The 26726-nt window shown below is 59.1% G+C and carries 23 protein-coding genes and 1 tRNA gene; 17 read left to right on the forward strand and 7 right to left on the reverse strand.

The features are described 5' to 3' along the window. Window positions 1-106: 106 nt before the first annotated feature. Together folK and folB are read right to left on the reverse strand one after the other, a co-directional pair. The gene (gene folK, locus ACYZTM_RS12475) at window positions 107-625 is read right to left on the reverse strand and encodes a 2-amino-4-hydroxy-6-hydroxymethyldihydropteridine diphosphokinase (protein ID WP_461988856.1); all 519 of its coding nucleotides are present in this window, start codon (window positions 623-625) and stop codon (window positions 107-109) included. Then, on the reverse strand, window positions 616-972 hold the full coding sequence (gene folB, locus ACYZTM_RS12480; RefSeq protein ID WP_131060987.1) for a dihydroneopterin aldolase: 357 nt from the start codon (window positions 970-972) through the stop codon (window positions 616-618). Before folB ends, folK begins: the two co-directional genes overlap by 10 nt. Window positions 973-1046: 74 nt before the next feature. Between folB and plsY the strand changes: the two genes are divergently transcribed. Continuing rightward, the gene (plsY, locus tag ACYZTM_RS12485; protein WP_131060986.1) at window positions 1047-1616 is read left to right on the forward strand and encodes a glycerol-3-phosphate 1-O-acyltransferase PlsY; all 570 of its coding nucleotides are present in this window, start codon (window positions 1047-1049) and stop codon (window positions 1614-1616) included. 23 nt (window positions 1617-1639) lie between these two features. Here the strand turns inward: plsY and tsaD are convergent, their stop codons facing one another. After that, window positions 1640-2665 carry a tRNA (adenosine(37)-N6)-threonylcarbamoyltransferase complex transferase subunit TsaD gene (tsaD, locus tag ACYZTM_RS12490; RefSeq protein ID WP_461988857.1) on the reverse strand — a complete coding sequence of 342 codons (1026 nt, stop codon included), beginning with the start codon at window positions 2663-2665 and terminating at the stop codon, window positions 1640-1642. A 199-nt stretch (window positions 2666-2864) separates the two neighbouring features. Between tsaD and rpsU the strand changes: the two genes are divergently transcribed. The 5 genes from rpsU to ACYZTM_RS12515 all read left to right on the forward strand — a co-directional run bounded on the left by rpsU (window position 2865) and on the right by ACYZTM_RS12515 (window position 11422). After that, window positions 2865-3080, forward strand: coding sequence for a 30S ribosomal protein S21 (rpsU, locus tag ACYZTM_RS12495; protein ID WP_002551877.1), 216 nt, complete (start codon window positions 2865-2867; stop codon window positions 3078-3080). A gap of 482 nt (window positions 3081-3562) precedes the next feature. Then, window positions 3563-5542 (forward strand): DNA primase, encoded by a 1980-nt coding sequence (dnaG, locus tag ACYZTM_RS12500; RefSeq protein WP_461988858.1) that lies wholly within the window; start codon window positions 3563-3565, stop codon window positions 5540-5542. 67 nt (window positions 5543-5609) lie between these two features. Next, window positions 5610-7460, forward strand: a complete 1851-nt coding sequence (rpoD, locus tag ACYZTM_RS12505; protein WP_131060983.1) for an RNA polymerase sigma factor RpoD — start codon at window positions 5610-5612, stop codon at window positions 7458-7460. A 123-nt stretch (window positions 7461-7583) separates the two neighbouring features. Next, window positions 7584-11330 (forward strand): bifunctional diguanylate cyclase/phosphodiesterase, encoded by a 3747-nt coding sequence (locus ACYZTM_RS12510; RefSeq protein WP_131060982.1) that lies wholly within the window; start codon window positions 7584-7586, stop codon window positions 11328-11330. A 15-nt stretch (window positions 11331-11345) separates the two neighbouring features. After that, window positions 11346-11422: transfer RNA gene (locus tag ACYZTM_RS12515), tRNA-Ile, on the forward strand. Between the two features lie 632 nt (window positions 11423-12054). On the opposite strand, the gene ACYZTM_RS12520 is transcribed toward ACYZTM_RS12515, so the two are convergent. Further along, entirely contained in the window at window positions 12055-12249 is a 195-nt protein-coding gene (locus ACYZTM_RS12520) for a hypothetical protein (RefSeq protein ID WP_131060980.1), read from the reverse strand. A gap of 450 nt (window positions 12250-12699) precedes the next feature. Between ACYZTM_RS12520 and ACYZTM_RS12525 the strand changes: the two genes are divergently transcribed. Continuing rightward, window positions 12700-13005, forward strand: a complete 306-nt coding sequence (locus tag ACYZTM_RS12525) for a DUF3077 domain-containing protein (protein WP_461988859.1) — start codon at window positions 12700-12702, stop codon at window positions 13003-13005. A gap of 87 nt (window positions 13006-13092) precedes the next feature. On the opposite strand, the gene ACYZTM_RS12530 is transcribed toward ACYZTM_RS12525, so the two are convergent. Next, entirely contained in the window at window positions 13093-13773 is a 681-nt protein-coding gene (locus ACYZTM_RS12530; protein ID WP_461988860.1) for a peptidase M41, read from the reverse strand. 166 nt (window positions 13774-13939) lie between these two features. On the opposite strand from ACYZTM_RS12530, the gene ACYZTM_RS12535 reads away from it, so the two are divergent. The 10 genes from ACYZTM_RS12535 (at window position 13940) to ACYZTM_RS12580 (ending at window position 24886) form a co-directional block, all read left to right on the forward strand. Then, on the forward strand, window positions 13940-14401 hold the full coding sequence (locus ACYZTM_RS12535; RefSeq protein ID WP_109635345.1) for an Lrp/AsnC family transcriptional regulator: 462 nt from the start codon (window positions 13940-13942) through the stop codon (window positions 14399-14401). Between the two features lie 206 nt (window positions 14402-14607). Continuing rightward, the gene (locus ACYZTM_RS12540) at window positions 14608-16290 is read left to right on the forward strand and encodes a flavin monoamine oxidase family protein (RefSeq protein WP_461988861.1); all 1683 of its coding nucleotides are present in this window, start codon (window positions 14608-14610) and stop codon (window positions 16288-16290) included. A 12-nt stretch (window positions 16291-16302) separates the two neighbouring features. Beyond that, entirely contained in the window at window positions 16303-17097 is a 795-nt protein-coding gene (locus ACYZTM_RS12545; protein ID WP_131060976.1) for a carbon-nitrogen hydrolase family protein, read from the forward strand. A gap of 48 nt (window positions 17098-17145) precedes the next feature. Beyond that, window positions 17146-19572 (forward strand): pyrroloquinoline quinone biosynthesis protein PqqF, encoded by a 2427-nt coding sequence (gene pqqF, locus ACYZTM_RS12550; RefSeq protein ID WP_461988862.1) that lies wholly within the window; start codon window positions 17146-17148, stop codon window positions 19570-19572. 155 nt (window positions 19573-19727) lie between these two features. Next, window positions 19728-19802: a pyrroloquinoline quinone precursor peptide PqqA gene (pqqA, locus tag ACYZTM_RS12555; RefSeq protein WP_009045898.1), complete on the forward strand. Its 75-nt coding sequence runs from the start codon at window positions 19728-19730 to the stop codon at window positions 19800-19802. A gap of 79 nt (window positions 19803-19881) precedes the next feature. Continuing rightward, window positions 19882-20793 (forward strand): pyrroloquinoline quinone biosynthesis protein PqqB, encoded by a 912-nt coding sequence (pqqB, locus tag ACYZTM_RS12560; protein WP_461988863.1) that lies wholly within the window; start codon window positions 19882-19884, stop codon window positions 20791-20793. A gap of 129 nt (window positions 20794-20922) precedes the next feature. Then, entirely contained in the window at window positions 20923-21675 is a 753-nt protein-coding gene (gene pqqC, locus ACYZTM_RS12565; RefSeq protein ID WP_461988864.1) for a pyrroloquinoline-quinone synthase PqqC, read from the forward strand. Beyond that, complete coding sequence (gene pqqD / locus ACYZTM_RS12570) at window positions 21672-21947, forward strand: pyrroloquinoline quinone biosynthesis peptide chaperone PqqD (protein ID WP_131060972.1); 276 nt, start codon at window positions 21672-21674, stop codon at window positions 21945-21947. The genes pqqC and pqqD overlap by 4 nt, the downstream gene beginning before the upstream one ends. Next, complete coding sequence (gene pqqE / locus ACYZTM_RS12575; RefSeq protein WP_461989133.1) at window positions 21940-23094, forward strand: pyrroloquinoline quinone biosynthesis protein PqqE; 1155 nt, start codon at window positions 21940-21942, stop codon at window positions 23092-23094. The genes pqqD and pqqE overlap by 8 nt, the downstream gene beginning before the upstream one ends. After that, window positions 23060-24886: a S9 family peptidase gene (locus ACYZTM_RS12580; RefSeq protein WP_461988865.1), complete on the forward strand. Its 1827-nt coding sequence runs from the start codon at window positions 23060-23062 to the stop codon at window positions 24884-24886. The genes pqqE and ACYZTM_RS12580 overlap by 35 nt, the downstream gene beginning before the upstream one ends. Before the next feature lie 106 nt (window positions 24887-24992). Here the strand turns inward: ACYZTM_RS12580 and ACYZTM_RS12585 are convergent, their stop codons facing one another. Both ACYZTM_RS12585 and ACYZTM_RS12590 read right to left on the reverse strand, forming a co-directional pair. Next, window positions 24993-25151, reverse strand: coding sequence for a YqaE/Pmp3 family membrane protein (locus tag ACYZTM_RS12585; protein ID WP_131060969.1), 159 nt, complete (start codon window positions 25149-25151; stop codon window positions 24993-24995). Window positions 25152-25358: 207 nt separating this feature from the next. After that, the gene (locus tag ACYZTM_RS12590) at window positions 25359-26600 is read right to left on the reverse strand and encodes an aspartate aminotransferase family protein (protein WP_131060968.1); all 1242 of its coding nucleotides are present in this window, start codon (window positions 26598-26600) and stop codon (window positions 25359-25361) included. Window positions 26601-26726 lie beyond the last annotated feature (126 nt).

The raw sequence follows: 26726 nt of genomic DNA on the forward strand, positions 1-26726 counted from the left end.
GCTCGCTCCTACAAGTTTTGCGTCATTCTCCCGGTCGGCAAACGACTTGGACCTTGTAGGAGCGAGCGGGCGGCGATCCGACTTGCCCGCGGAGACGTCAGCAAGATCACAGCAAATTCGAAGGTGTCAGCTGCTCTCCACGCCACTCGAACGCCACTGGCGCCAACACCTGATCAATCTTTGCTTCATCCCACAACGTCGCAAAGCTTTTGCCTACGCCCGGATGCACTCTGTCCGGCGCAATCAGCGACAGCGGCCACAGCACAAAGGCATTTTTCAGAATTTCTGCCCGAGGCAGGATCAATCCGTCGAAATTGCCCACCAGGTCGCCAAACAGCAGCACGTCGATATCCAGCGGCAAGCCCTTGCGGTCGGGCGCATAGCGGCCGTTGTCCGCCTCAATGAATTTCAATCGGCGGTCCAGCTCCATCAGCGTCAGATCGGTGTAAGCCGAGACCACGAAATTGAAGAACGGGCCGCTCTTGATCCCCACTGGCTGGCTTTCGAACACCGCCGAGCAATGAATATCCACCAAGAAACCCGCCAGGGCTTCGAGGCCAGCCTGCAAATGGGTTTCGCGCTCGATATTACTACCGAGTCCGAGATACACCTGAGTCAGCGACATCCGCGCTCGATCTCCACGCCCACACCACCGGTGGCCGCCGGGACGGCACCAGGCTTGGTCAGCTTGAGGCGCACCCAAGTGATCTTGAATTCGCTCATCAACACTTCGACCAGACGCTCGGCGAACGTCTCGACCAGCTTGTACTGGGAATGCTCGGCAAACGCCTGGATGCGTGACGAAACGCTCGCGTAGTCGAGCGCCAGTGTCAGGTCATCCCCGGCAGCGGCCGGGCGGTTGTCCCAGGCGAAGCTCAGATCAAGTCGCAGGCACTGTCGGATGCCTCGCTCCCAGTCGTAGGCACCAATCACGGTGTCGACTTCCAGGCCCTCGATAAACACTCTGTCCAAGCACTTTTCTCCGCTGCACGACAAGGGCGCAATGCGCCGTTAGAATCAGGGCGTCCTCGCCCGGAATAGTTAGCATGTTTTGGTTACTGGCGACTATCGCCTACCTGCTCGGCTCGCTGTCCTTCGCCATTTTGCTCAGCCGTCTGACCGGTAACCCCGATCCGCGAATGAGTGGCTCGGGCAATGCCGGTGCCACCAACATGTTGCGCCTGGCCGGCAAGAAACTCGCCATCCTGACCTTGATCGGCGACCTCTGCAAAGGCCTGCTGCCGGTGCTGATCGCAGGCCTTGCGGGGCTTTCGCTGCAAGAACAGGCCTGGATCGGCGTCTGTGCCGTCATCGGCCACCTGTTCCCGCTGTACTTCCGTTTTCGCGGCGGCAAGGGTGTCGCCACCGCAGCCGGCATGCTCTTGGGCCTGTACCCGCCCGCCGCACTATTGGCGGTCTGCGCCTGGCTGCTGACGTTCTACCTGACCCGCACCAGCTCTCTCGCCGCGCTTATCGCCACGCCGCTGACCCTGCCGCTGCTGGCCTGGCAAGAACCGGCGGCACTGCTGCCCATGAGCGCACTCACGGGGCTGATCGTCTGGCGTCATCGCGGCAATCTACGCGACCTGTTTGCCGGGCGCGAACGGCATTTTTAAATACCGGACATGAGCACCGCTCATCACAGCGCCGACAGTTGCTCCATTGGCCAACGCGCCTGCACGCTGATTGCCAGGCTTTCGTGCTGACCGGCTTGCAAGCGCTGGCAACCGGCAAATGCAATCATCGCGCCATTATCGGTGCAGAACTCAGGACGGGCATAAAACACATCGCCTTTCATGTCGCCGAGCATTTTTTCCAGAGAAGTGCGCAGCGCCTTGTTGGCGCTGACGCCTCCAGCGATCACCAGACGCTTCATGCCCGCCTGGTTCAGGGCTCGCTTGCACTTGATGGTTAAAGTCTCCACCACGGCCTGCTGGAACGCCAGCGAGATGTCGCAACGGGCTTGCTCGCTGTCGTCCCCGGTGCTGACGCTCTGTTGCCAGGTGTTCAGGGCGAAGGTTTTCAAGCCACTGAAGCTGAAGGCCAGGCCCGGGCGGTCGCACATCGGACGCGGAAAGGTGAAACGTCCTGCAACGCCCCGCTCTGCGAGTTTCGCGATTTCCGGACCACCCGGATAATTCAGCCCCATCATCTTCGCCGTCTTGTCGAACGCTTCACCGGCGGCATCGTCGAGGGTCTCGCCCAAGAGCGTGTAATGACCGATCCCGTCGACCTGAACCAGCTGCGTATGACCGCCCGACACCAACAAAGCGACGAACGGGAATTCCGGTGGTTGCGACTCCAACATTGGCGCCAGCAAGTGACCTTCCATGTGGTGCACACCCAGCGCCGGAATGCCCCAGGCGAAGGCCAGGGCCTGAGCGCAGGAGGCGCCCACCAGCAAGGCACCGACCAGGCCAGGACCCGCGGTAAAAGCGATGGCGTCGATCTCGGTCGGCACACAGTCAGCTTCGGCCAACACCTGACGGATCAAGGGCAGCATGCGTTTGACGTGGTCGCGTGAGGCCAGCTCCGGCACCACGCCGCCATAGGCGCGATGCAGGTCGATCTGGCTGAACAGCGCGTCGGCGAGCAGGCCGCGTTCACTGTCATATAATGCGACACCGGTTTCGTCGCAGGAGGTTTCTAATCCCAGTACTAGCATGGGTTTGCGCCTTGTTTAGGCTGAATTCGAAGGCGCGCATAATAGTCGCCATGGGATGCCCCGACTAGCGGTTTTCGATCAGAGGCTTTGCATTCCGGTCGATGAGGGGTTAACATCCGCAACCCTTAAAAACCGACGTCTTCAAGTGCTCTTTTGCCACGAGGATGTTGACCCCGGTAATGAATGAAGGTAGCTCTGGATGCCAGCCGTCAAAGTAAAAGAGAACGAACCCTTCGACGTAGCTCTGCGTCGTTTCAAGCGCTCCTGCGAAAAAGCCGGTGTACTGGCTGAAGTTCGTAGCCGCGAATTCTACGAGAAGCCTACTTCTGAGCGTAAGCGTAAAGCAGCAGCCGCTGTTAAGCGTCACGCCAAGAAAGTACAGCGCGAACAGCGCCGCGCCGTTCGTCTGTACTAATACACAGACGTTCGTAGCAAGCTTCTGCCAAGCCCGGCCCTCAGCCGGGCTAATGGCATTTGCAGAAAACGCTTGATGCTTCACCGTCAAAGCCGCAGACGCGACAGAGACAAACCTGCTTCACAGCGTCAGACCTGGCTCTTTTGCCAGCGGTGCACGTCTTTTCTGACGAGCCTTCCAAGGCTACTGACGAGCACACCCACTGATTCCTCTCACGACGATCAGCCCAAGGCACCTTCTTGCGTGCCCGCTTATGAGCTATCCGAGGCCCTCGACTGGCCGCAGCCGGATTCAGCGAAACACTTTCATATAGTCGAATACTGATTGGTACTAACGTCAGTGGATTTTCGGCAGATACACTTCCCGACAGCGATTACGCAGACGACACCGGTCGAGCCGCACATTTTGCGCGCCTCAAACAACGACCCGCGTTCGGCCGCTCTTCGTTTTGGGTCCATTTAAGCGCAGATGACGAGAACGCCATGGCCGGGCTAATTCCCCAGAGCTTCATTGACGACCTTCTGAACCGCACCGACATCGTCGATGTGGTCAGCTCGCGCCTGCAAATGAAAAAGGCTGGCAAGAACTACACCGCCTGCTGCCCTTTTCATAAAGAGAAAACCCCGTCCTTCAGCGTCAGCCCCGACAAGCAGTTCTATTACTGCTTCGGCTGCGGCGCTGGCGGCAACGCCCTCGGCTTCATGATGGACCACGACAACCTGGATTTCGTCCAGGCTGTCGAAGAACTGGCCAAAGCCGCCGGCATGGAAATCCCCCGCGAAGAAAGCGGCCGACCGCACAAACCGCGGCAGCCGACCGATTCACCGCTGTACCCGCTACTGACTGCGGCCGCCGACTTTTACCGACAAGCCCTGAAAAGTCATCCATCACGCAAAGCGGCTGTGGATTACTTGAAAGGTCGCGGGCTGACCGGCGAAATTGCCCGGGATTTCGGCCTCGGCTTCGCCCCACCCGGCTGGGATAATCTGTTCAAGCACTTGAGCAGCGACACCCTGCAACAGAAAGCCATGGTTGATGCCGGCCTGCTGATCGAGAACGCCGAAACCGGCAAGCGCTATGACCGCTTTCGCGATCGCGTGATGTTCCCGATCCGTGACAGTCGCGGGCGAATCATTGCTTTTGGCGGCCGGGTACTGGGCGATGACAAACCGAAATATCTGAACTCACCGGAAACCCCGGTATTCCATAAAGGCCAGGAACTCTACGGCCTTTATGAAGCACGCAAGAATAACCGCAACCTCGACGAAATCATTGTCGTTGAAGGCTACATGGACGTCATCGCCCTTGCCCAGCAAGGCTTGCGCAATGCCGTCGCGACCCTGGGCACCGCCACCAGCGAAGAGCATTTGAAGCGGCTGTTTCGCGTCGTGCCCAACGTGCTGTTCTGCTTCGACGGCGACCAGGCCGGCCGCAACGCGGCGTGGCGCGCACTGGAAGCGGCGCTGCCATGCCTGCAGGACGGACGGCGCGCGCGCTTTCTGTTCCTGCCCGAAGGCGAAGACCCGGACACGCTGGTCCGCTCCGAAGGCACTGACGCGTTCCGCGCGCGAATCAACCAGCACGCCCAGCCATTGGCGGATTATTTCTTCCAGCAGTTGACCGAGGAATCGGACCCGCGCTCTCTCGAAGGCAAGGCCCACATGGCCACCCTCGCCGCGCCGCTGATCGACAAGGTCCCGGGCGCGAACCTGCGCATCCTGATGCGCCAACGCCTGACCGAAATTACCGGGCTTAGCGGCGAAGCCGTGAGCCATCTGGTGCAAAGCGCTCCTCAGGATGCGCCACCCGCCTACGACCCGGGCATCGATTACGACGCCATGCCGGATTACAGCGACTACCATCAGCCGCAGGCACAAGAGATGTATGTGCCGCAGCAGGAATGGACGCCGAAGAAACCCGGGGCCGGCGGCAAGAAATGGGACAAGAAGCCGTGGGACAAGAACGGCAAACGCGGTGGTGATCGCGACCAACATAGCGCACCACGCACACCGATCGCTGTCGAAGCGCCAACGCTGATAGCACTGCGCACTCTCATTCATCACCCGGAACTGGCGGGCAAGGTAGAAACCGCCGATCACTTCGCGAATGAGAGCAACACGTACGCGCAACTGCTGGTAGCCCTCATCGGGGCAGTGCAGAAAAATCCTAAGCTAAACTCTATTCAGTTGATGGCACGCTGGCACGGGACTGAACAGGGCCGATTGCTCAGGGCTTTGGCGGAAAAGGAATGGCTGATTGACGGCGACAACCTTGAACAACAGTTTTTAGACACCATTACTAGGTTATCGGCAAGTCAACACACGGATAGCCTGGAAGTACTTATCAGGAAAGCAAGGCAGCCAGGATTGACTGCGGAGGAAGCAAATCAGATCGCAAATCAGATGCGCGACCTATTAAAACGCAATATGGCTGTATCAACCCCGACCTCAACTGGCGCGTGAGGTCATAGCTCAGGTATAATCCTCGGCTTGTTTTTTGCCCGCCAAGACCTTCAGTGGATAGGGTGTTATGTCCGGAAAAGCGCAACAGCAGTCTCGTATCAAAGAGTTGATCACACTTGGTCGTGAGCAGGGTTACCTGACTTACGCGGAGGTCAACGACCACCTGCCGGAGGATATTTCAGATCCGGAACAGGTGGAAGACATCATCCGCATGATCAATGACATGGGGATCAACGTATTCGAGGTTGCGCCAGATAAGGATTCCCTTATGCTGGCCGACGCCGATACCGACGAAGCCGCGGCCGAAGAGGCAGCAGCAGCGTTGGCAGCGGTCGAGACCGACATTGGTCGCACCACCGACCCAGTGCGCATGTACATGCGTGAAATGGGTACGGTAGAGCTCCTCACGCGTGAAGGCGAAATCGAAATCGCCAAACGTATTGAAGAGGGTATCCGTGAAGTGATGGGCGCAATCGCGCACTTCCCTGGCACGGTTGACCACATTCTGTCCGAGTACACTCGCGTCACCACCGAAGGTGGCCGCCTGTCCGACGTCCTGAGCGGTTATATCGACCCGGACGACGGCATTGCGCCGCCTGCTGCAGAAGTGCCACCGCCTGTCGATCCGAAAGCCGTGAAAGCGGACGACGATACCGACGACGATGACGCCGAAGCGACGACTGATGACGAAGAAGAAGCCGAAAGCGGTCCGGATCCGGTCATCGCAGCTCAGCGCTTTGGCGCTGTCTCCGATCAGATGGAAATCACCCGCAAGGCGCTGAAAAAGCACGGTCGTGGCAACAAGCTGGCAATTGCCGAGCTGGTGCTTCTGGCTGAGCTGTTCATGCCGATCAAACTGGTTCCGAAGCAATTCGAAGGTCTGGTCGAGCGTGTTCGAAGTGCCTTGGATCGTCTGCGTCAGCAAGAGCGCGCGATCATGCAACTGTGCGTTCGTGATGCGCGTATGCCGCGTGCCGACTTCCTGCGCCAGTTCCCGGGCCATGAAGTCGACGAAAGCTGGACCGATGCACTGGCCAAAGGCAAAAGCAAATACGCTGAAGCCATTGGTCGCCTGCAACCGGACATCGTTCGTTGCCAGCAGAAGCTGACCGCACTGCAAACCGAAACCGGTTTGACGATCGCCGAGATCAAGGACATCAACCGTCGCATGTCGATCGGTGAGGCCAAGGCCCGCCGCGCGAAGAAAGAGATGGTAGAAGCGAACTTGCGTCTGGTGATCTCCATCGCCAAGAAGTACACCAACCGTGGTCTGCAATTCCTCGATCTGATCCAGGAAGGCAACATCGGTTTGATGAAAGCGGTAGACAAGTTCGAATACCGCCGCGGCTACAAATTCTCGACTTATGCCACCTGGTGGATCCGTCAGGCGATCACTCGCTCGATCGCCGACCAGGCCCGCACCATCCGTATTCCGGTGCACATGATCGAGACGATCAACAAGCTCAACCGCATTTCCCGCCAGATGCTGCAGGAAATGGGTCGCGAACCGACCCCGGAAGAGCTGGGCGAACGCATGGAAATGCCTGAGGACAAAATCCGCAAGGTATTGAAGATCGCTAAAGAGCCGATCTCCATGGAAACCCCGATCGGTGATGACGAAGACTCCCACCTGGGTGACTTCATCGAAGACTCGACCATGCAGTCGCCAATCGATGTCGCTACCGTTGAGAGCCTTAAAGAAGCGACTCGCGAAGTTCTGTCCGGCCTCACTGCCCGTGAAGCCAAGGTTCTGCGCATGCGCTTCGGTATCGACATGAATACCGACCACACCCTCGAGGAGGTTGGTAAGCAGTTCGACGTGACCCGTGAACGGATTCGTCAGATCGAAGCCAAGGCGTTGCGCAAGCTGCGCCACCCGACGAGAAGCGAGCATTTGCGCTCCTTCCTCGACGAGTAACAACTAAACCCCCGGCCCAGGCCGGGGGTTTTGCTTTATGCAGATAATATCCCCCCCGCACTTCGCTCCCGCCGAATTGCCCGTCTACACTCGAAACATTCCCCGAGCCATAACGAGACCGTTATGCCCAGACTGCCGACCGTGCTTTTTTTGCTGTCGCTGATGACCTGGACCGCAACGGCTGGCGCGCTGACTCTGACCGACGAAGAACGTAGCTGGCTGGCGACTCACCCGGACTTGCGTCTGGGTGTCGACGCTTCCTGGCCGCCGTTTGAATTTCGTGATGATCAGGGTCGTTATCAGGGCCTGGCGGCGGACTATATCAACGTGATCCGTCAACGACTGGGCACCAAGCTGACGCCTATCGAACCGGTCAGTTGGACCGAAGTCCTGCAGCAGGCCAAGCAAGGCAAACTGGACATCCTGCCGGGCATCATGTCGACCCCGGAGCGCCAGTCGTACCTGTCGTTCACTCGTCCCTACCTGGACTTTCCGATTGTCATCCTCGCCCATGTCGGAGGCCCCCAGCCGCACAAAATCGAAGACCTCTACGGGCTGAAGATCGCCGTGGTGGAAAACTATGCGCCCCACGAACTGCTGCGCACGCACCACCCTGATCTGAATCTGGTGGCGATGCCCAATGTCAGCTCGGCCTTGCAGGCACTGGCCACCGATGAAGTGGACGCGGTCGTGGGCGATCTCGCCTCCAGCGTCTGGAGCCTGCGCCAGCTCAAGCTCGACGGCCTGTATGTCAGCGGTGAAACGCCCTACCGCTATCAATTGGCGATGGCAGTGCCCCCCAACAATAAGATGCTGGTCGGTATCCTGGACAAAGTCCTGGCGGACATGACCACAAGTGAGATCAACGCCATTCAGGAACACTGGGTCGGTAATGTCCTGGATCATCGAACCTTCTGGTCGGATTTGCTGTTTTACGGTCTGCCCGGTCTGCTGTTTCTGATGATCATGCTGGCGGTGGTCATCCGGATTAACCGCCGTTTGAGTTCGGAAATTGCCCGGCGAGTCGATCTGGAACAAGAGCTACGCAGCAGCGAATACCATTACCGCGGGCTGGTGGAGAGCCTTTCCGCGATTGCCTGGGAAGCGCGGATCAGCGATTTCACCTACAGCTATGTGTCACCGCATGCCGAAGAGCTCCTTGGCTATCCCCTGTCCCACTGGCTGATTCCGGGCTTCTGGCGCAACATCATCCACCCTGCGGACCTGACCCGGGCACAGACTTTCTGCGACCACGAAGTACTGGCCGGGCGCGATCACAGCGTCGATTACCGGGTGATCACCGCCGATGGCCGCTGTCTGTGGGTGCGCGATATCGTCAGCCTGATTGAGCATGGTCATGAGCCGGTGATGCGCGGATTGATGATCGACATCAGCGATGCCAAGCGTACTGAAGAGGCGCTGAGCCTCTCCGAGCAGAAATTCGCCTCCGTGTTTCAGCAATGCCCGGACATCCTGGTGATCGCGCGGCTTTCCGACGGCTGCCTGATGGAAGTCAACAAGGCGTTCGAAGAACAAATTGGTCTCAAGGCCGAAGACGTCATTGGCCAGACCGCCACCGACCTGAACATCTGGGGTATCCCGGGCGTGGGGCCGGGTTTGCTGCAGCGCCTGCAGGCCGGCAGCATCCGCAACCTGGAGATGCCCTTTCGCCGCAACAATGGCCAAGTGTTTACCGGCCTGATTTCCGCCGAGCCCTTCGACCTCGATAAGACCCCTGCCCTGGTCGTCGTCGTGCGCGATATCAGCCAGCTCAAGGAAACCCAGCAACAACTGCAAACCTCCGAAGAAAAATTCGCCAAGGCCTTTCACGCCTCCCCGGACGGCTTGTTGCTGTCGCGGCAGAGCGACGGGTTGCTGCTGGAGGTCAACGAGGGTTTCAGCCGAATCACGGGCTTCAACAGCGCGATGTCCGTGGACCGTTCAGCCCTGGAACTGGGGATATGGGTCAATCTCAACGAACGTAAGCAAATGCTCGATTTGCTGCGCCGTGACGGGTTCGTTCGCGACTTCAGCTGCCACATCCGCCGCAGTGACGGGCAGATCCGTCTCTGCGAGGTTTCAAGCCGTCCGCTGCCCATCGGCGATGAGGACTGCATGCTGACCATTGCCCGGGACATTACTGAGCGGCACCTGATGCAGGAGAAACTGCAACAGGCCGCCACGGTGTTCGAGAGTACCGCCGAGGGGGTGTTGATCACCGACACCCAACAGCACATCAGCGCGGTCAACCGTGCGTTCACCGAGATCACCGGCTACAGCGAGAGCGAAGCACTGGGCCACACCCCTCGCCTACTCGCCTCGGGCCTCCACGACAGCGCGTTCTATGCGGCGATGTGGCATCAGCTGACGGACGAAGGTCACTGGCAAGGCGAGATTTCCAACCGACGCAAGAATGGCGAGCTCTACCCGAGTTGGCTGACCATCAGCGCCGTGCGTAACCGGGAGAAGTTCATCACACACTTCGTGGCGGTGTTCGCGGACATTTCCAGCCTCAAGCACGCGCAGGCCAAACTTGACTACCAGGCGCACCACGATCCGCTGACCGGCCTGCCAAACCGCACGCTGTTCGAGAGCCGACTGCAGACCGCGCTCAACACGCAACAGGAAAACGGTGGCCAGGGCGCGGTGCTGTTCCTCGACCTGGACCGCTTCAAACACATCAATGACAGCCTTGGCCACCCGGTGGGCGACCTGCTGCTCAAAGGCATCGCCGTGCGCCTCAAGGAGCAGTTGCGCGATATCGATACCGTTGCGCGCCTGGGCGGCGACGAATTCATCATCCTGCTGCCCGGCCTGCAACAATCCAGCGACGCGGACAACATTGCCACCAAGCTGCTCAATTGCTTCGCCGCACCCTTCCAGGCCGGCGAGCACGAGTTTTTCATCAGCGCCAGCATCGGCACCAGCCTGTATCCCAAGGACGGCTGCGACGTCGCCACGCTGGTCAAGAACGCCGATGCCGCGATGTATCGCTCCAAGGCCAAGGGCCGCAACCGGGTGGAAAGCTACACCCGCGACCTCACCGCTCAGGCCAGCGAGCGGGTTGCGCTGGAACATGAATTGCGGCGCGCCATCGAGCGCAATGAGTTGTTTCTCTACTACCAACCGAAAATCAGCCTCGCCGACCACCGACTGGTCGGCGCCGAAGCGCTCATTCGCTGGCATCACCCGACCTTCGGTGCGGTACCGCCGGAACACTTCATTCCCCTGGCAGAAGAAAACGGCATGATCCTGCAAATCGGCGACTGGGTGCTCGAGACCGCCTGCCGGCAGATGTACGAGTGGAATCAGGTCTACGAGTGCCTCGGCCCACTGTCGGTCAACCTCGCGGGCGCTCAACTGCGGCAGCCGAACCTGCTCGGGCGGATCGAACAACTGCTCAAGGACAACGGCCTGGAACCCGGTTTTCTGCAACTGGAAATTACCGAAAACTTCATCATGAGCCAGGCGGAAGAAGCGTTGGCGGTGCTGCACCAACTCAAACACCTGGGCGTGCAATTGGCGATTGACGACTTCGGTACCGGCTACTCGTCCCTGAGTTACCTCAAGCGTCTGCCGCTGGATATCCTCAAGATCGATCAGTCTTTCGTCCGCGGCCTGCCTGACGATCCCCACGATGTGGCCATTGTTCGCGCCATCATCGCGTTGGGAAGCAGCATGCAATTCACCATTATTGCGGAGGGCGTCGAGACCCTGGCGCAGCAACAATTCCTTGCCGAAGAAGGCTGCGAACAGATCCAGGGCTACATCGTCAGCCTGCCTCTTCCCCCCGACGAATTCGCTGCGACGTTTCTTCGTATAGCCGTATCGGATTTTTCGGATAGCACAGCCGAGAAACCATCGCTATAATCCGCGGCCTACTGAGGGCCTATAGCTCAGTTGGTTAGAGCAGAGGACTCATAATCCTTTGGTCCACGGTTCAAATCCGTGTGGGCCCACCAAACAAGAAAGCCGCGCTGATGCGCGACTTTCTTTTGATTTAACGAATCACGTAAATAGTGCTATCGAAGCGACTGACCGGATGAGATTGAGCGCTTCCCAGGGGCGAAAGCCGTAACCGCGCAAGGCGGTTCGCAAGTGGTGTCCGGATCTGCTTTACCAAATCGAAGAAGACGCCTATGGCGTCTTTTTTCCTTTCTGGCCTAGCAATACAGCCCTGCTCATAATCCTTTGGTCCACGATTCCTCCGTGTGGACCCACCAAACACGAAAGCCGCGCAAATGCGCGGCTTTTTTTCTGCGACTAACGTTTGGCCTAAGAGATCAGACCAGCCGAACCACCAAGGCAACAGCAACAATAGTCACGAGCGCCAGCGCGGCACCGAGTCCAAACGGCAGTAGGATTGCTCGGGTCGCGATGGGGGATGGGCTACGCATGTCTTCGGCCAAGGCGGCCATGTCACGGTGTAACTGTTCAATGCTGGCTTGAATCGTAGGAGGTGTCGACATACTGCGTCTTCCTGCTGGGATCACGGGTCACGCCTAATGCGCTAACCCTTGTTAGATAAGGTGGGCTGCTATGCGGTAAAACTCAAGCACCTCCGATCATTGGTCGCTTCCGTGTGTTAGGGATTTTAAAGCTTGGACCACAGTCCGACGGCGGCGACAACAGCAGTCACCAGACCGGCGCCCACCGCAAACGGATACCAAAAAGCCTCCTGTCTAAGCTTGCTTTCTTCGGCCATAAACTTGCGGGTTTCGGCAATGAATCTCCGGATTTCGACTTGAAGCTTGTCGAGTTCCAGATTATCGCGGTCATTTTGCAGCATTAGTCATCCTGTCGGGGCTCGGGGCGCGTCCTGTGCGCTGCTCCGCGGCGGGACATGCGTTTTTTTCCTGTCTGCTGTCTAAGTTATATTTTGCGCTGACGTCCGGTTATCGGATGACGTCCGTCAAGGTTGTAGGCAAACTCCGAGAATTACGTAATGGGTGCGTTTGGGCACTTTGCCGCCTTGTTGGCGTTCTCTTCGACGGGATACTCTCCGGACGTCGCTGCAAATGCAGCGATCGGGTGTGGTAACCCGGTGAAACCAGCGCAACAGTGCACTCATTCCGAAGATAGGCAGTTTTTTATGCCTGTAATCTCGATATGGCGGCTGTGCGTGGGACGCCTTCGGGCGTGCCGGTTTCCTTGGTTCCCGGTTTACCACCCTGCGTACAGCTGCCACCCTTTCGTGTGGTAACGAAAGTGGCAGCTCCTCGAACCCAGGAGTTTTATCTTGAACAAAACAAATCCATCCGCATTCTCAGACCTGAAAACCATCGGTTTCACCCCACTCATCTACTGCTCGGATCAGGCGTTGTTCAACGTCCGTGCCGGCGTTCCCATCGTTGATGCATTGTCACAAGCCTCCGATCTGCTGTTCCTCGCCAAATCATTTGCCGAGGACGCAGCCTACGCAAGAGACACCGACCGACACGCCTGGGCCGCGCACTATCTGACGGCGATGGGTAAGGCGGTGATTGATGATGTGGTTAAAGTGCTGACACCAAGGCCTCCCCGGACAGCAACGGAGTCCGAGTAATAGCGCGGCTTATCCCCTTGAAAGACGCCCCGATTATTCGGGGCTTCTAAATCGTGATCGGGCGTGCAATGCGCGCCCGCAATGTCGTTATTTCCCAAATGGATCGGCATCACTACAGCTGCCAGCCCAGACGCACAACGCCGGAATCGCCCGCACTAACCCCATCCGCTCCAGCACCTCCCCCGTCAACACCCCCTCATACGTATCCGCCGCCCTGCCCCATTGCTCCACGATGACCATGCCATCTACCAACGCCTCACTCAATCCGGTAATCGTATCGGCCAATGCCTCCACGATTGTTTGAGTCCGGCCCCACAGGCAATCCGTAATCGCTTTCAGCTCGGCCGTTATGCGATCAGGCGAAGCCGGATCCGTATCGGGGTAGGTGATGTTGCGCAGCAAGTGCCGTAATTCCCTTATTTTTGCGTAGTCCTGTTCCGCCCCAAGCTCTCCCCTCAGGATGGCAGCCGCTTTCGGCTTATCGACGCGTTTGCCGGACGAACGCTTTGAAGCCAATGACTGCGCCATGGCGCCCGCAAAGAGGACCATCATTCGGGCTTGCAGATGCTCCTTCATTGCCTCAATCGTCGTAATTGAACGCGCCAAGGTAATGGAAGCGCCCGCTTGATGCCTCAAGTCCATGGTCACTGTCAGGCTCACATCACCCGTTTCAAACCCCAGGGCTCGGGCAACGACGTAGTGCCCCATTTCGTGATTGGCAATCTGCACTGCGTGATCCCGTACAGCGGGCGGCATCTTCTGCGTCATTTTTATCACCTCGCATCCCTCGATTTCTCATTCGACTACGACTGACTGCTGGTGTCCATCCTGTCTTCCGCGCGCCATCTGACGTTCTGAAAACAGATCAGACATCCGCGGTGCCAGCCGTGCTGTAACATGCCAAGCCACTGATTTGTGCTGCTGGAGACGACCCTTGCCTGACACCCGCCCACCCGTTCTTGACGAAATCGACCGCCAATTGATCGCGGCCTTGCAGATCAACGCCCGTGAAAGCGTGGCCATGCTTGCTCGGCAATTGGGGATCGCACGGACCACGGTGACTTCACGTCTGGCGCGACTGGAAAAAGCAAAAGTCATCACTGGTTACGGCGTGCGTTTGGGTCAACGGGTGGTGGACGGTGGATTGCAGGCGTATGTCGGGATCACGGTGCAACCACGATCGGGCAAGGAAGTGCTGCGTCGGCTCAGCGCCATGGCCCAGGTGCAGCAGTTGTGTGCGGTGAGTGGCGAATTTGATTATGTGGCGTGGTTGCGTACGGAATCGCCGGAGCAGCTGGATCAGTTGCTGGATCAGATTGGCAGTGTGGATGGGGTGGAGAAGACCACGACGTCGATCATCTTGAGTAGCAAGATTGATCGGGGGCAGCCGGTTTGATTGGCAGTGTTCTTGAGGGCCTCTTCGCGGGCAAGCCTCGCTCCTACACTGACGGTATGTAGCGCTAGCTCGTCATATTGATTGGTTAATTGGCAAAACGACGACACATTGCGTCTTATTAACGTGTTCTACGCTCTCTAGAATGGCTGCCATCTTTTCCTATACTCAGATGCGCATTCCGCGTCGGGTCGCCAGTAAGGTCAGCCATGAACAAGAATAATCGCCACCCTGCAGACGGTAAAAAACCAGTCACCATTTTCGGCCCGGACTTTCCTTTCGGCTTTGACGACTGGATCGAGCACCCGGCCGGCCTGGGCAGCATTCCTGCGCACAATCATGGTGCTGAAGTGGCGATTGTCGGCGCGGGTATCGCCGGTCTGGTGGCGGCTTACGAGTTGATGAAACTGGGCCTCAAACCCGTCGTCTATGAAGCCTCGAAAATGGGTGGCCGTCTGCGCTCCCAGGCGTTCAACGGGACCGATGGCATCGTCGCCGAGCTGGGCGGCATGCGCTTCCCGGTGTCGTCCACAGCGTTTTACCACTATGTCGACAAGCTCGGTCTCGAGACCAAACCTTTTCCCAATCCGCTGACGCCGGCCTCTGGCAGCACCGTGATCGACCTGGAAGGCAAAACCCACTACGCACAAAAACTGGCGGATCTTCCTGCACTGTTCCAGGAAGTGGCTGACGCGTGGGCGGATGCGCTGGAGGCAGGCTCGCAGTTCTCCGATATCCAGCAAGCGATCCGCGACCGTGACGTGCCGCGTCTCAAAGAGCTCTGGAACACTCTGGTTCCGCTGTGGGACGACCGCACCTTCTACGACTTTGTCGCCACCTCCAAAGCATTCGCCAAGCTCTCGTTCCATCACCGCGAAGTGTTCGGCCAGGTCGGTTTCGGCACGGGCGGCTGGGACTCGGACTTCCCGAACTCGATGCTGGAAATCTTCCGCGTCGTGATGACCAACTGCGACGATCACCAACATCTGGTCGTCGGCGGCGTCGAACAAGTGCCGCAAGGCATCTGGCGCCATGTGCCGGAACGTTGCGTGCACTGGCCCGAAGGCACCAGCCTCAAGTCGCTGCACAGAGGCGCGCCACGCTCTGGGGTTAAAAAAATCGCTCACGCCCCGGACGGCCGTTTTGCGGTCACCGATAACAATGGCGATACCCGCGAGTACGCAGCAGTACTGACCACCTGCCAGAGCTGGCTGCTTACTACCCAGATCGAATGCGACGAAACCCTGTTCTCGCAAAAGATGTGGATGGCCCTGGACCGCACCCGCTACATGCAATCATCGAAAACCTTCGTGATGGTCGACCGGCCATTCTGGAAGGACAAGGACCCGGAAACCGGCCGCGACCTGATGAGCATGACCCTCACCGATCGCCTGACCCGTGGCACCTATCTGTTCGACAACGGCGACGACAAGCCGGGCGTGATTTGCCTGTCGTACTCGTGGATGAGCGATGCGTTGAAAATGCTTCCGCACCCTGTGGAAAAACGCGTAGAACTAGCGTTGAACGCGTTGAAAAAGATCTACCCGAAAGTCGACATCGCCGCGCGGATCATCGGCGATCCGATCACCGTATCGTGGGAAGCCGACCCGCATTTCCTCGGTGCTTTCAAAGGCGCCCTGCCCGGTCACTATCGCTACAACCAGCGCATGTATGCGCACTTCATGCAGGACGACATGCCGGCCGAGCAACGAGGGATCTTCATCGCCGGCGACGACGTTTCGTGGACGCCGGCGTGGGTTGAAGGCGCGGTACAGACCTCGCTCAACGCGGTGTGGGGCATCATGAAACACTTCGGCGGTGAAACTCACGCCGAGAACCCGGGTCCAGGTGATGTGTTCAACGAGATCGGTCCGATCGCCCTGCCCGAGTAAGAGGAATCCCAAATGCGCGTAGCCCTTTACCAATGTCCGCCGCTGCCCCTGGACGTCGCAGGTAACCTGCAACGCCTGCATCAATTGGCGCTGGAGGCCAAGGGCGCAGACTTGCTGGTGCTGCCTGAGATGTTCCTGACCGGCTACAACATCGGCATCGATGCCGTCAGCGTGCTGGCAGAGGTGCACAACGGTGAATCGGCGCAGCAGATCGCACGCATTGCCAAGACGGCGGGGATCGCCATTTTGTATGGCTACCCCGAGCGTACCGAGGACGGGCAGATCTACAACGCCGTGCAATTGATCGACGCCAACGGTGAGCGCCTGTGCAACTACCGCAAGACTCACCTGTTCGGCGACCTCGATCACTCGATGTTCAGCGCCGGGCAGGGTGAGTTTCCGTTGGTGGAACTCAATGGCTGGAAACTCGGCTTTTTGATCTGCTACGACTTGGAGTTCCCGGAAAACGCCCGGCGCCTGGCCCTGGCCGGTGCCGAGTTGATCCTGGTGCCGACGGCGAACATGATTCCCTTCGACTTCGTCGCCGACGTCACCGTCCGCGCCCGGGCCTTCGAAAACCAGTGTTACGTGGCTTATGCCAACTACTGCGGGCATGAAGGCGAGATCAATTACTGCGGCCAGAGCAGCATCGCCGCACCGGATGGCAGCCGCATCGCCCAGGCGGGCCTGGATGAAGCGCTGATTGTCGGCGAGCTGGATCGCCAGTTGATGGTCGATTCCCGCGCCGCCAACCGCTACTTGATTGATCGCCGCCCGGAGCTTTACGGCGACCTTAACAAGCGCTGATCCACCGTTATCCGCTAGCATTGGCGCTTCTCTGTTCTGGAAGTGCTCATGCCTGCGCTGAATCACCCTCGCCCCCACACTGAAACCCTGGCCAACGGCTTGCGGGTGACGCTGCGTCATGCTCCCGGTTTGAAGCGCTGCGCTGCTGCGTTGCGGGTTTTCGCGGGCAGTCACGACGTGCCGCTGGCGTGGCCCGGCCTCGCGCATTTTCTTGAGCATTTGCTGTTCCTGGACACGGAGCGCTTTCCCGCAGGGCAAGGGCTGATGGCCTACGTGCAAGGTCACGGCGGCCAGGTCAATGCGCGCACCAGTGAACGCACGACCGACTTCTTTTTTGAACTGCCGCCCCAAGCATTCACCGATGGGTTGGCGCGTCTGTCAGACATGCTCGCTCATCCACGTATGAATCCGAACGATCAGCGGCGGGAACGGGAAGTGCTACACGCTGAATTTGTCACTTGGTCCCGGGATGCCAAGGCCCAGCAGCAGTTCGCGTTGTTCGATGGGCTTTCGGCCGCTCACCCGCTTCGGGCGTTTCATGCTGGCAACCGGTACAGCCTGCCGGTGCCACAGCCGGAGTTTCAGCAAGCGTTGCAGGATTTCCATCAGCAGTTTTATCAGACCGGGCAGATGACGTTGAGCCTGGCCGGCCCGCAAAGTCTCGATGAGTTGAGGGCAATGGCCCAGCGTTTCGACGCTGCTATTAGCGTCGGGGAAAAGGTCCAGCAAGAAGCGCCTGCACCGCTGATGGATTCTTCCGACAAAAGTTATCAACAGGTTGGCGAGCGTCGGCTCGATCTTCTATTCGCGTTCGAAGCGTTACCCGACTCATCGCGCGAAGCATTAGCGTTTCTGTGCCATTGGCTGAACGCCGCGAAACCTGGCGGTCTGCTGGCTGAATTGCGCACACGCGGGCTGGCAGAAAGCCTGAAAGCTGCACCGTTGTATCAGTTCGCCGGGCAAGCCTTGCTACACATTGAATTCACCACGGCCCAACCGGCGCACGCGATCCGCGAGCGACTGGTGGATTGGCTGGGCTTTTTTGCTTCTCACCAAAACTGGACCGAGTTGCGCAAAGAATACGCCGCCCTGCTCGACCGTCAGGAACAAGTCAGCGGCGCCCTGCAACGGGCCCGCCAGGACAGCGAGCAGCTTGAAGCCGGCTTATCCGAACAGGGCGTCGTAGCGCTCATGGACATCCTCAAGAAAATCGGTGCTGTGGATAACTTCACCGGTGAATGGCAATTGCCGACGCCCAACCCGTTTTTACGTGCTGAAACACCTGCGGCCAATGCCGGGCTGATTCGCGGCCAGACCAGCAAACACCGGGGCCTGCGGACGTTTGCCCAGGATCGCTCGCGCAGCCGTCGCGAAAACTCCCCGATGCAGTTCAGCCAGGCGTTGCCGGACAACACGGATGAAGGTGCGATTTATCTGCGCTGGCGACTGTTATCCAAACCTCACCGCCGTCTTCAGTCGAGCCTGGAAAATCGCCTGCAGCTTCTGCGTGAAGACGCCCGTCAGGCGGGCGTCGACTTTTCCTTCAGCGCATCAGGCAATGAGTGGCTGCTGAAGATGACTGGACTGCAGGAGCCGATGCCGACCGTCCTCGAACATGCGCTGAAAGAACTGACAAAACCTGATGCAGGTTTCCCACAGGAAGAAACGACCAGCTTGCCGTTGATGCCGATAAAACAGCTGCTGAAGACGCTGCCCGAGCAATGTCTCGAGCGCACCGCTGACACCGATGACGTGCAGCAGTTGTGGGCGAGCGCGCGCTGGCAAGGTCTGGCGACGGGCTTGTCGGCGCAGACTCAAGCAGCGATGGGCCTGGCACTGAGCCGCGTGCCCGGAGTTGCGGACGATCAGCCGCCGCCGCCCACCTCGATAAACTCGCTGCATCTGTGGAGCGCTCTCGACACCGGCTCAAGCGAACACGCGCTGTTGCTGTTTTGTCCGACGGCCACGCGGGACATCACGGACGACGCCGCCTGGCGCTTGCTCGCCCACCTGGGCCAGACGCCGTTTTATCAGCGCCTGCGGGTTGAGTTGCAATTGGGTTATGCCGTGTTCAGCGGCCTGCGGCAGATCCATGGGCAGACCGGGCTGCTGTTCGGCGTTCAATCACCGAGCGTCGCCCCGCAGGATCTGCTGGAACACATAGAACGCTTCTTGAGCGAAATGCCTGCAATGATTGAAGGCATCGATGACGCGACCTTCATCGCCCAGCGCGAGGCCCTGGCCGATCAATTCCACAGCAACGCTCTGCCCCACGCACAGGCAGCGGAACTGCTTTGGCAGGGCAAAATGGCCGGCCACTTGTCGGATTATCTGGAGCGTCTGCCGCCAGCGATTCTGATGATCGACCGCAAAGCCTTGCTTGCCGCCGCCCACAGACTGAATCAAGCCGAAGGTGGCTGGCGCTGTCTGGCCAGCAGTGCTTGCACAAAGGCGCCTTGGCAAGTGGCAAAATGATCATTACCGACGCTGCAATTAGCTTTCTCAAAGATTCGCGGCCAATCGCTCGGAAATTTTGAGTAACATAGCCACCTAACTATCTGAACATCTCCGGCTGGAGGTGGACTATATGTATAGATCTCTACTGTCTCATCACCTGAAGGAGCGCTCCCATGTCCTGGTCCAAACCTGCTTACACCGACCTGCGTATCGGCTTTGAAGTCACCATGTACTTCGCAAGCCGCTAAGGTCTGCCGTTGTAATGATGTGCAACGCCTCGGTTTACCGGGGCGTTTTTATTTTCAGCGTTGAAATGATGGAGCGCCCATGTTTGTCCAGATTCTAGGTTCCGCCGCCGGCGGCGGTTTCCCCCAGTGGAACTGCAACTGCGTGAACTGCGCAGGTTTTCGCAACGGCAGCCTGAACGCCAAGGCGCGGACCCAGTCGTCCATCGCAATTTCCGATGACGGCGTGAACTGGATTCTGTGCAACGCGTCGCCGGACATCCGAGCCCAACTCCAGAGCTACACCCCGATGCAACCGGGCCGCGCCCTGCGCGATACCGGCATCAGCGCGATCATCCTGATGGACAGCCAGATCGATCACACCACTGGCCTGCTCAGCCTGCGCGAAGGTTGCCCGCATCAGGTCTGGTGCACCGACATGGTCCACGAAGACCTGAGCACCGGTTTTCCGCTGTTCAAAATGCTGACCCACTGGAACGGCGGGCTGACCTGGAACCGCATTGAACTCGACCGCAGCTTCACCATCCCGGCCTGCCCGAGTCTGCGCTTCACCCCGCTGCCCCTGCGCAGCGCCGCGCCACCATACTCGCCGCACCGCTTCGACCCGCACCCGGGCGACAACATCGGCCTGATCGTCGAAGACCTGAACACGGGCGGCAAACTGTTCTATGCGCCGGGCTTGGGCAAAGTCGATGCGCCGCTGCTGGACATCATGGCCGGCAGCGATTGCCTGCTGGTGGACGGCACGATGTGGGATGACGACGAAATGCAGCGCCGAGGCGTCGGCACGCGTACCGGACGGGAAATGGGCCATCTGGCGCAAAACGGCCCCGGCGGCATGCTCGAAGTGCTGGAACAGTTGCCCAAGCAGCGCAAGGTGCTTATCCACATCAACAACACCAACCCGATTCTTGATGAGGATTCGCCGGAGCGTGCTGAGTTGGCTCGGCGCAATGTTGAAGTGGCTTATGACGGCATGAGTCTTGTGCTGTAGCGGATGGCCCCTTCGCGGGCAAGCCTCGCTCCTACAGGGGAATGCCTTCCAAATGTAGGAGCAAGGCTTACCCGCGAAGGCGTCCGAACTGACACCTCAGAATCAACCGGTTGTTCCCGGAGAACCGAAATGACTGACACAGCAATGTCCCCCGCCGAATTCGAAGCCGCCCTGCGCGCCAAGGGCGCCTACTACCATATCCATCACCCGTATCACGTGGCGATGTATGAAGGCCGGGCGACGCGCGAACAGATCCAGGGCTGGGTCGCCAACCGTTTCTATTATCAGGTGAACATTCCCCTGAAAGACGCCGCGATTCTAGCGAACTGCCCTGATCGAGAAATCCGTCGCGAGTGGATTCAGCGCTTGCTCGACCATGACGGCGCCCCCGGCGAAGACGGCGGCATTGAAGCCTGGCTACGTCTGGGCCAGGCCGTCGGCCTCGACCCGGATCAGCTGCGCTCGCAGGAATTGGTACTGCCCGGCGTGCGTTTTGCCGTGGACGCCTACGTCAACTTCGCCCGTCGGGCCAGTTGGCAGGAAGCCGCCAGCAGCTCGCTGACCGAGTTGTTCGCGCCGCAGATCCACCAATCGCGCCTGGACAGCTGGCCGCAGCATTACCCGTGGATCGACCCCACCGGTTACGAGTATTTCCGCACGCGCCTCGGCCAGGCACGCCGGGATGTGGAGCACGGTCTGGCGATCACGTTGCAGCATTACACGACGCGTGAAGGCCAGGAGCGCATGCTGGAAATTCTCCAGTTCAAACTGGACATCCTTTGGAGCATGCTCGATGCCATGAGCATGGCCTACGAACTGAAACGCCCGCCCTATCACAGCGTGACCGAGCAGCGGGTCTGGCATAAAGGAATCACCTTATGAGTTTTGATCGCAGCAAGACCCCGACCTGGCGTCAGGGCTACCGCTACCAGTACGAACCGGCGCAGAAAGGCCATGTGCTGCTCTACCCGGAAGGCATGATCAAACTCAATGAAAGCGCCGCGCTGATCGGCGGTTTGATCGACGGAGAACGCGATGTCGCGGCGATCATCGCCGAACTGGACGCGCAGTTCCCCGGCGTGCCCGAGCTCGGTGAAGACATCGAGCAATTCATGGAGGTCGCCCGTGCTCAGCACTGGATCGAACTTGCCTGATTTCGCGTCAGACAAGTTACCGCCAAAACCGGAAATCGGCCTGCCCTTGTGGCTGCTGGCCGAGCTGACGTATCGCTGCCCGCTGCAATGCCCGTACTGCTCCAACCCGCTGGACTTTGCCGAGCAAGGTAAAGAACTGAGCACCGAACAGTGGATCAAGGTGTTCCGCGAAGCGCGGGAGATGGGCGCCGCCCAGCTGGGCTTTTCCGGTGGTGAACCGCTGGTGCGCCAGGACCTCGCCGAGCTGATCGCCGAGGCGCGCAAGCTGGGTTTCTACACCAACCTGATCACCTCGGGCATCGGCCTGACCGAGCAGAAAATCAGCGACTTCAAGAAGGCCGGCCTGGACCACATCCAAATCAGTTTTCAGGCCAGCGACGAGCAAGTGAATAACTTGCTGGCCGGCTCGAAAAAAGCCTTCGCGCAGAAGCTGGAAATGGCTCGTGCAGTGAAAGCCCACGGCTATCCGATGGTGCTGAATTTCGTGACCCATCGGCACAACATCGACAAGATCGACCGGATCATCGAGCTGTGCATCGCCCTTGAGGCGGACTTTGTGGAACTCGCCACTTGCCAGTTTTACGGTTGGGCGCAGCTCAATCGGGTCGGTCTGTTGCCGACCCAGGAACAACTGGTCCGCGCCGAACGCATCACCAACGAATACCGCGCCAAACTCGAAGCCGAAGGGCACCCGTGCAAACTGATTTTCGTCACCCCGGACTATTACGAAGAACGCCCGAAAGCCTGTATGAACGGCTGGGGCAGCATCTTTCTGACAGTGACGCCGGACGGAACCGCCCTGCCGTGTCACGGTGCACGACAGATGCCGGTGCAGTTTCCCAACGTGCGCGACCACAGCATGCAGCACATCTGGTACGACTCGTTTGGCTTCAACCGTTTTCGCGGTTACGACTGGATGCCCGAGCCGTGCCGTTCCTGCGATGAGAAAGAAAAAGACTTCGGCGGCTGCCGTTGCCAGGCGTTCATGCTCACGGGTGACGCGAGCAATGCCGACCCGGTGTGCAGCAAGTCGGAACATCACGGCGTGATTCTCAAGGCCCGCGAAGAAGCCGAGCACGCGACCCAGACCATCGAACAACTGGCCTTTCGCAATGAACGAAATTCACGACTCATCGCTAAAAGCTGAACCCTTCAGCGCCTCCCGGGCCGTCGCGGCCGGTATCGACTTCGCCGAATTGCTGGTCGGCAAGCATGGCCTGTTCTGGAACGAATACCGACCCGAGGATGCTGCCTGCAGGATCTGGCATTGGCGCGACGGCCAGACCCGCTGTCTGACGCCAACAGGCTTCAGCGTGCGCAGTCGAGTGTACGAATATGGCGGTGGCGCGTTTTGTCTGACCGATGACGGGATTGTTTTCGTCAACGAAGCAGATCAACAACTCTATCGGCAATCGCTGGCGGGCGAGACGCCTGAGGTGATGACTTCAGGGGAATGCCGCTACGGCGATCTGCAGTTTTCCAATGGCCAGGTACTCGCCGTTGAAGAGAACCGTGACCGGCATCGTCTGGTCGCGATCGATGTGGCTGATGGCAGGCGTCATCTGCTGGCTGAAGGCGCCGATTTCTATGCCGCGCCGACGTTGAGTCCTGACTCGCAACGACTGGCGTGGATCGAATGGAGCCGCCCGGATCAGCCATGGACCGCGACTCGCCTGATGGTTGCCGAACACCAGAACGGTGGAGGCTTTGCTCGGCCGCGTTGTGTGGCTGGCGAGGGGATTCAGGAGTCGCTGCAGCAACCTCGTTTCGATGGCGGCGGCCAACTGTTTTGCCTGACGGATCGCGGCGGCTACTGGCAGCCTTGGGTGGAATCCGCAGAGGGCCTGAGCCCATTGACGAGTGCCGCCGCTGATCATGGGCCAGCGCCGTGGCAGTTGGGTGGCTGCACGTGGTTGCCGCTTGGTAAAGGCAGCTACCTGGCCAGTTGGACCGAAGGCGGGTTTGGCAAATTGGCACTTTGCGGTGACGACGCTGAAGATTTCACCGGCGATTACAGCCGCTTTCGCCATCTCGCGCTTGATGAACAATACATTTACTGCATCGCGGCATCGCCGGTCAGTTCTTCGGCGGTCATTGCCATCGACCGCGATACCCGGCAGGTCAAGGTATTGGCTGGCGGGATTGCACCGTTACCCGCCGGGCAGATCAGCGTTCCGCAAACCCTGCGTTATCCCAGTGGTACGGCCGAGGCCCATGGCTTCTTCTATCCGGCTATGACCGGCAATGCGAAACCACCGCTGGTGGTGTTCATCCACGGCGGCCCGACCTCCGCCTGCTACCCGATGCTTGATCCGCGTATTCAGTACTGGGCGCAACGCGGCTTCGCCGTGGCCGATCTCAACTACCGCGGCAGCAGTGGTTATGGCCGGGCTTATCGCCAGGCGCTGCATTTAAGTTGGGGCGAGTTCGACGTGGAGGACGCCTGCGCCGTAGTCGCGCATCTCACAGAACGAGGCTTGATCGACGGCGACAAGGCGTTTATTCGCGGCGGCAGTGCCGGTGGTTACACCACCCTTTGTGCGTTGGCCTTTCACCAAGTCTTCCGCGCCGGCGCCAGCCTTTACGGTGTCAGCGATCCCGTTGCACTGGGCCGGGCGACCCATAAGTTCGAAGGCGATTATCTGGATTGGCTGATTGGCGATCCGCTACAGGACGCCGATCGCTACGCCGCGCGCACACCGTTGCTGCATGCGAGCAACATTAGCGTTCCGGTGATTTTCTTTCAGGGCGAGCTGGATGCCGTGGTGGTGCCGCAACAGACTCGCGACATGGTCAAGGCGCTACAGGACAACGGCATTCTGGTTGACGCGCATTACTACGCGGACGAACGTCATGGCTTTCGCAAGGCCGGGAATCAGGCCCATGCGCTGGAGCAGGAGTGGTTGTTTTATCGGCGGGTGATCGAGCTAGCAAGCTGAAACCGCATCGCGCCCTTCGCGGGCAAGCCTCGCTCCTACAGGTACGGGGTTATTTCTGTAGGAGCGAGGCTTGCCCGCGAAGGCGATCTATCTGACGCCGTAGAATTCAGCGCTTGGCAATGATGTACACCGCATGCACGATCCCCGGAATGTACCCGCACAGTGTCAGCAGAATATTCAGCCAGAACGCGCCCGCGAAACCGACCTGCAGAAACACACCCAGTGGCGGCAACAGAATGGCAATGATGATGCGAATTAAATCCATGGGGCAGCTCCTGATTTGAAGTGGACTCGTGTGAGCCCTACAGCTAATCGACCCGCGCCGTTCGTCAGGGTTCATTTGGAAACCTGACCTCACTCCGGAACCCAATGAATTCGCAGACAAAAAAACGCCCCACGCGAAAAGAATCAAACGTGGGGCGATGCGTTATTACCGCGAGACGGTTCGGAAATTCGTGCGGGAAAGGTCTGATCAGACCGCAATCCCTTTGCGGCACTGCATTTGTGCGGTGCGTACGCGGGAAAAGGCGCGGGACAGGCGCAGGAGCATTTCGTCGATGTTGGCGTTGCTGACGGTGAGGGCCGGGGTAAAGCGCAGGCAATCGGGTTGCGGGGCGTTAAGTAACAAGCCTTCGTACAACGCTGACTTGACCACGGCATCAGCCGAATCGTCGGACAGGGTCAGTCCCCAGAGCAGCCCTTGACCGCGCAACTCGCCGTGCCCATAGCGATGGGCCAAACGACTCAGGCCTTCGCGCAGGTGCTGGCCGGTTTCGCCCACATGGTCGAGAAAACCCTTGTCCTGAATAGTGTTGAGCACAGCAAGACCGGCAGCCGTCATCAGCGCATTGCCATGATGAGTGCCCGTCAGTTCGCCCACCTCGAAACAGCAGGCCTTGCCTCGCGCCAGCAACGCGGCCAATGGCACGCCACCGCCAAGCCCTTCGCCGAGGACGACGATATCTGCTCGAACGCCACAGGACTGTTCGGCAAGCAAGGTGCCGCAGCGACCGATACCGGTTTGCACTTCGTCAAGGATCAACAGAATCCCCAGTTCCCGGCACAGGCGTTCGACACCCTTGAGGTAGGACTCGGTGGCCGGAATCACCCCGGCTTCGCTCTGGATCGGTTCGAGCATGATTGCCACAGTCCGGGCATCGACCGCTGCGTGCATCGCTGCAAGATCATTGAAGGGAACGTGGTGGAAGTCCGACACGGAAATCGTCCCGGGACTACGGCCATGGCAGCCGTTACTCGCAACGATGATCCGCGAAGCCCCGCTGCGATGCAATTGACCCCATTTACGTGCCAGTTTGACCGCTGCTTCACAGGCTTCGGTGCCGCTGTTGAGCAGGTACGCCTGATCACTGCCGGTGCTGGTGCCGAGCCGCCCGGCAAGGTTGAGCATGCCGCGGTTATGCAGACCAAAACCGGGGTTGATCACCGATTGAGCCTGTTCCGAGATCGCGTTGACCAGCACCGAAGGGCTGTGGCCCAGGCTATTGGCGCCGCCACCCTGCGAGAAATCCAGATAAGCGCGGTCATCGCTGTCCCACAACCATGAGCCTTGGCCACGGACGAAAATCTGTTTCGGCCGCTCGACACTGGGCATCAGGCACTCGCTGAACAGGTTGTCGCTTCTGGACGACTGGAAAGTATCTGCGACCAAGTCATCGAGGCTCGGTGGATTGCGACGCAAGTTGAACAGATTCATCGGGACAAACCTCGTTTGAGGTTTTTTGCCTTACCTATGTAAACACCATCGACGTAAACCGTATTCATCGTGCGCTCTGGCCCTGTAAGCCTTGTGAATGCGGTTAGACTAGGCTCAGGCAAGGCG

Source organism: Pseudomonas sp. MDT2-39-1 (genome assembly GCF_054898085.1).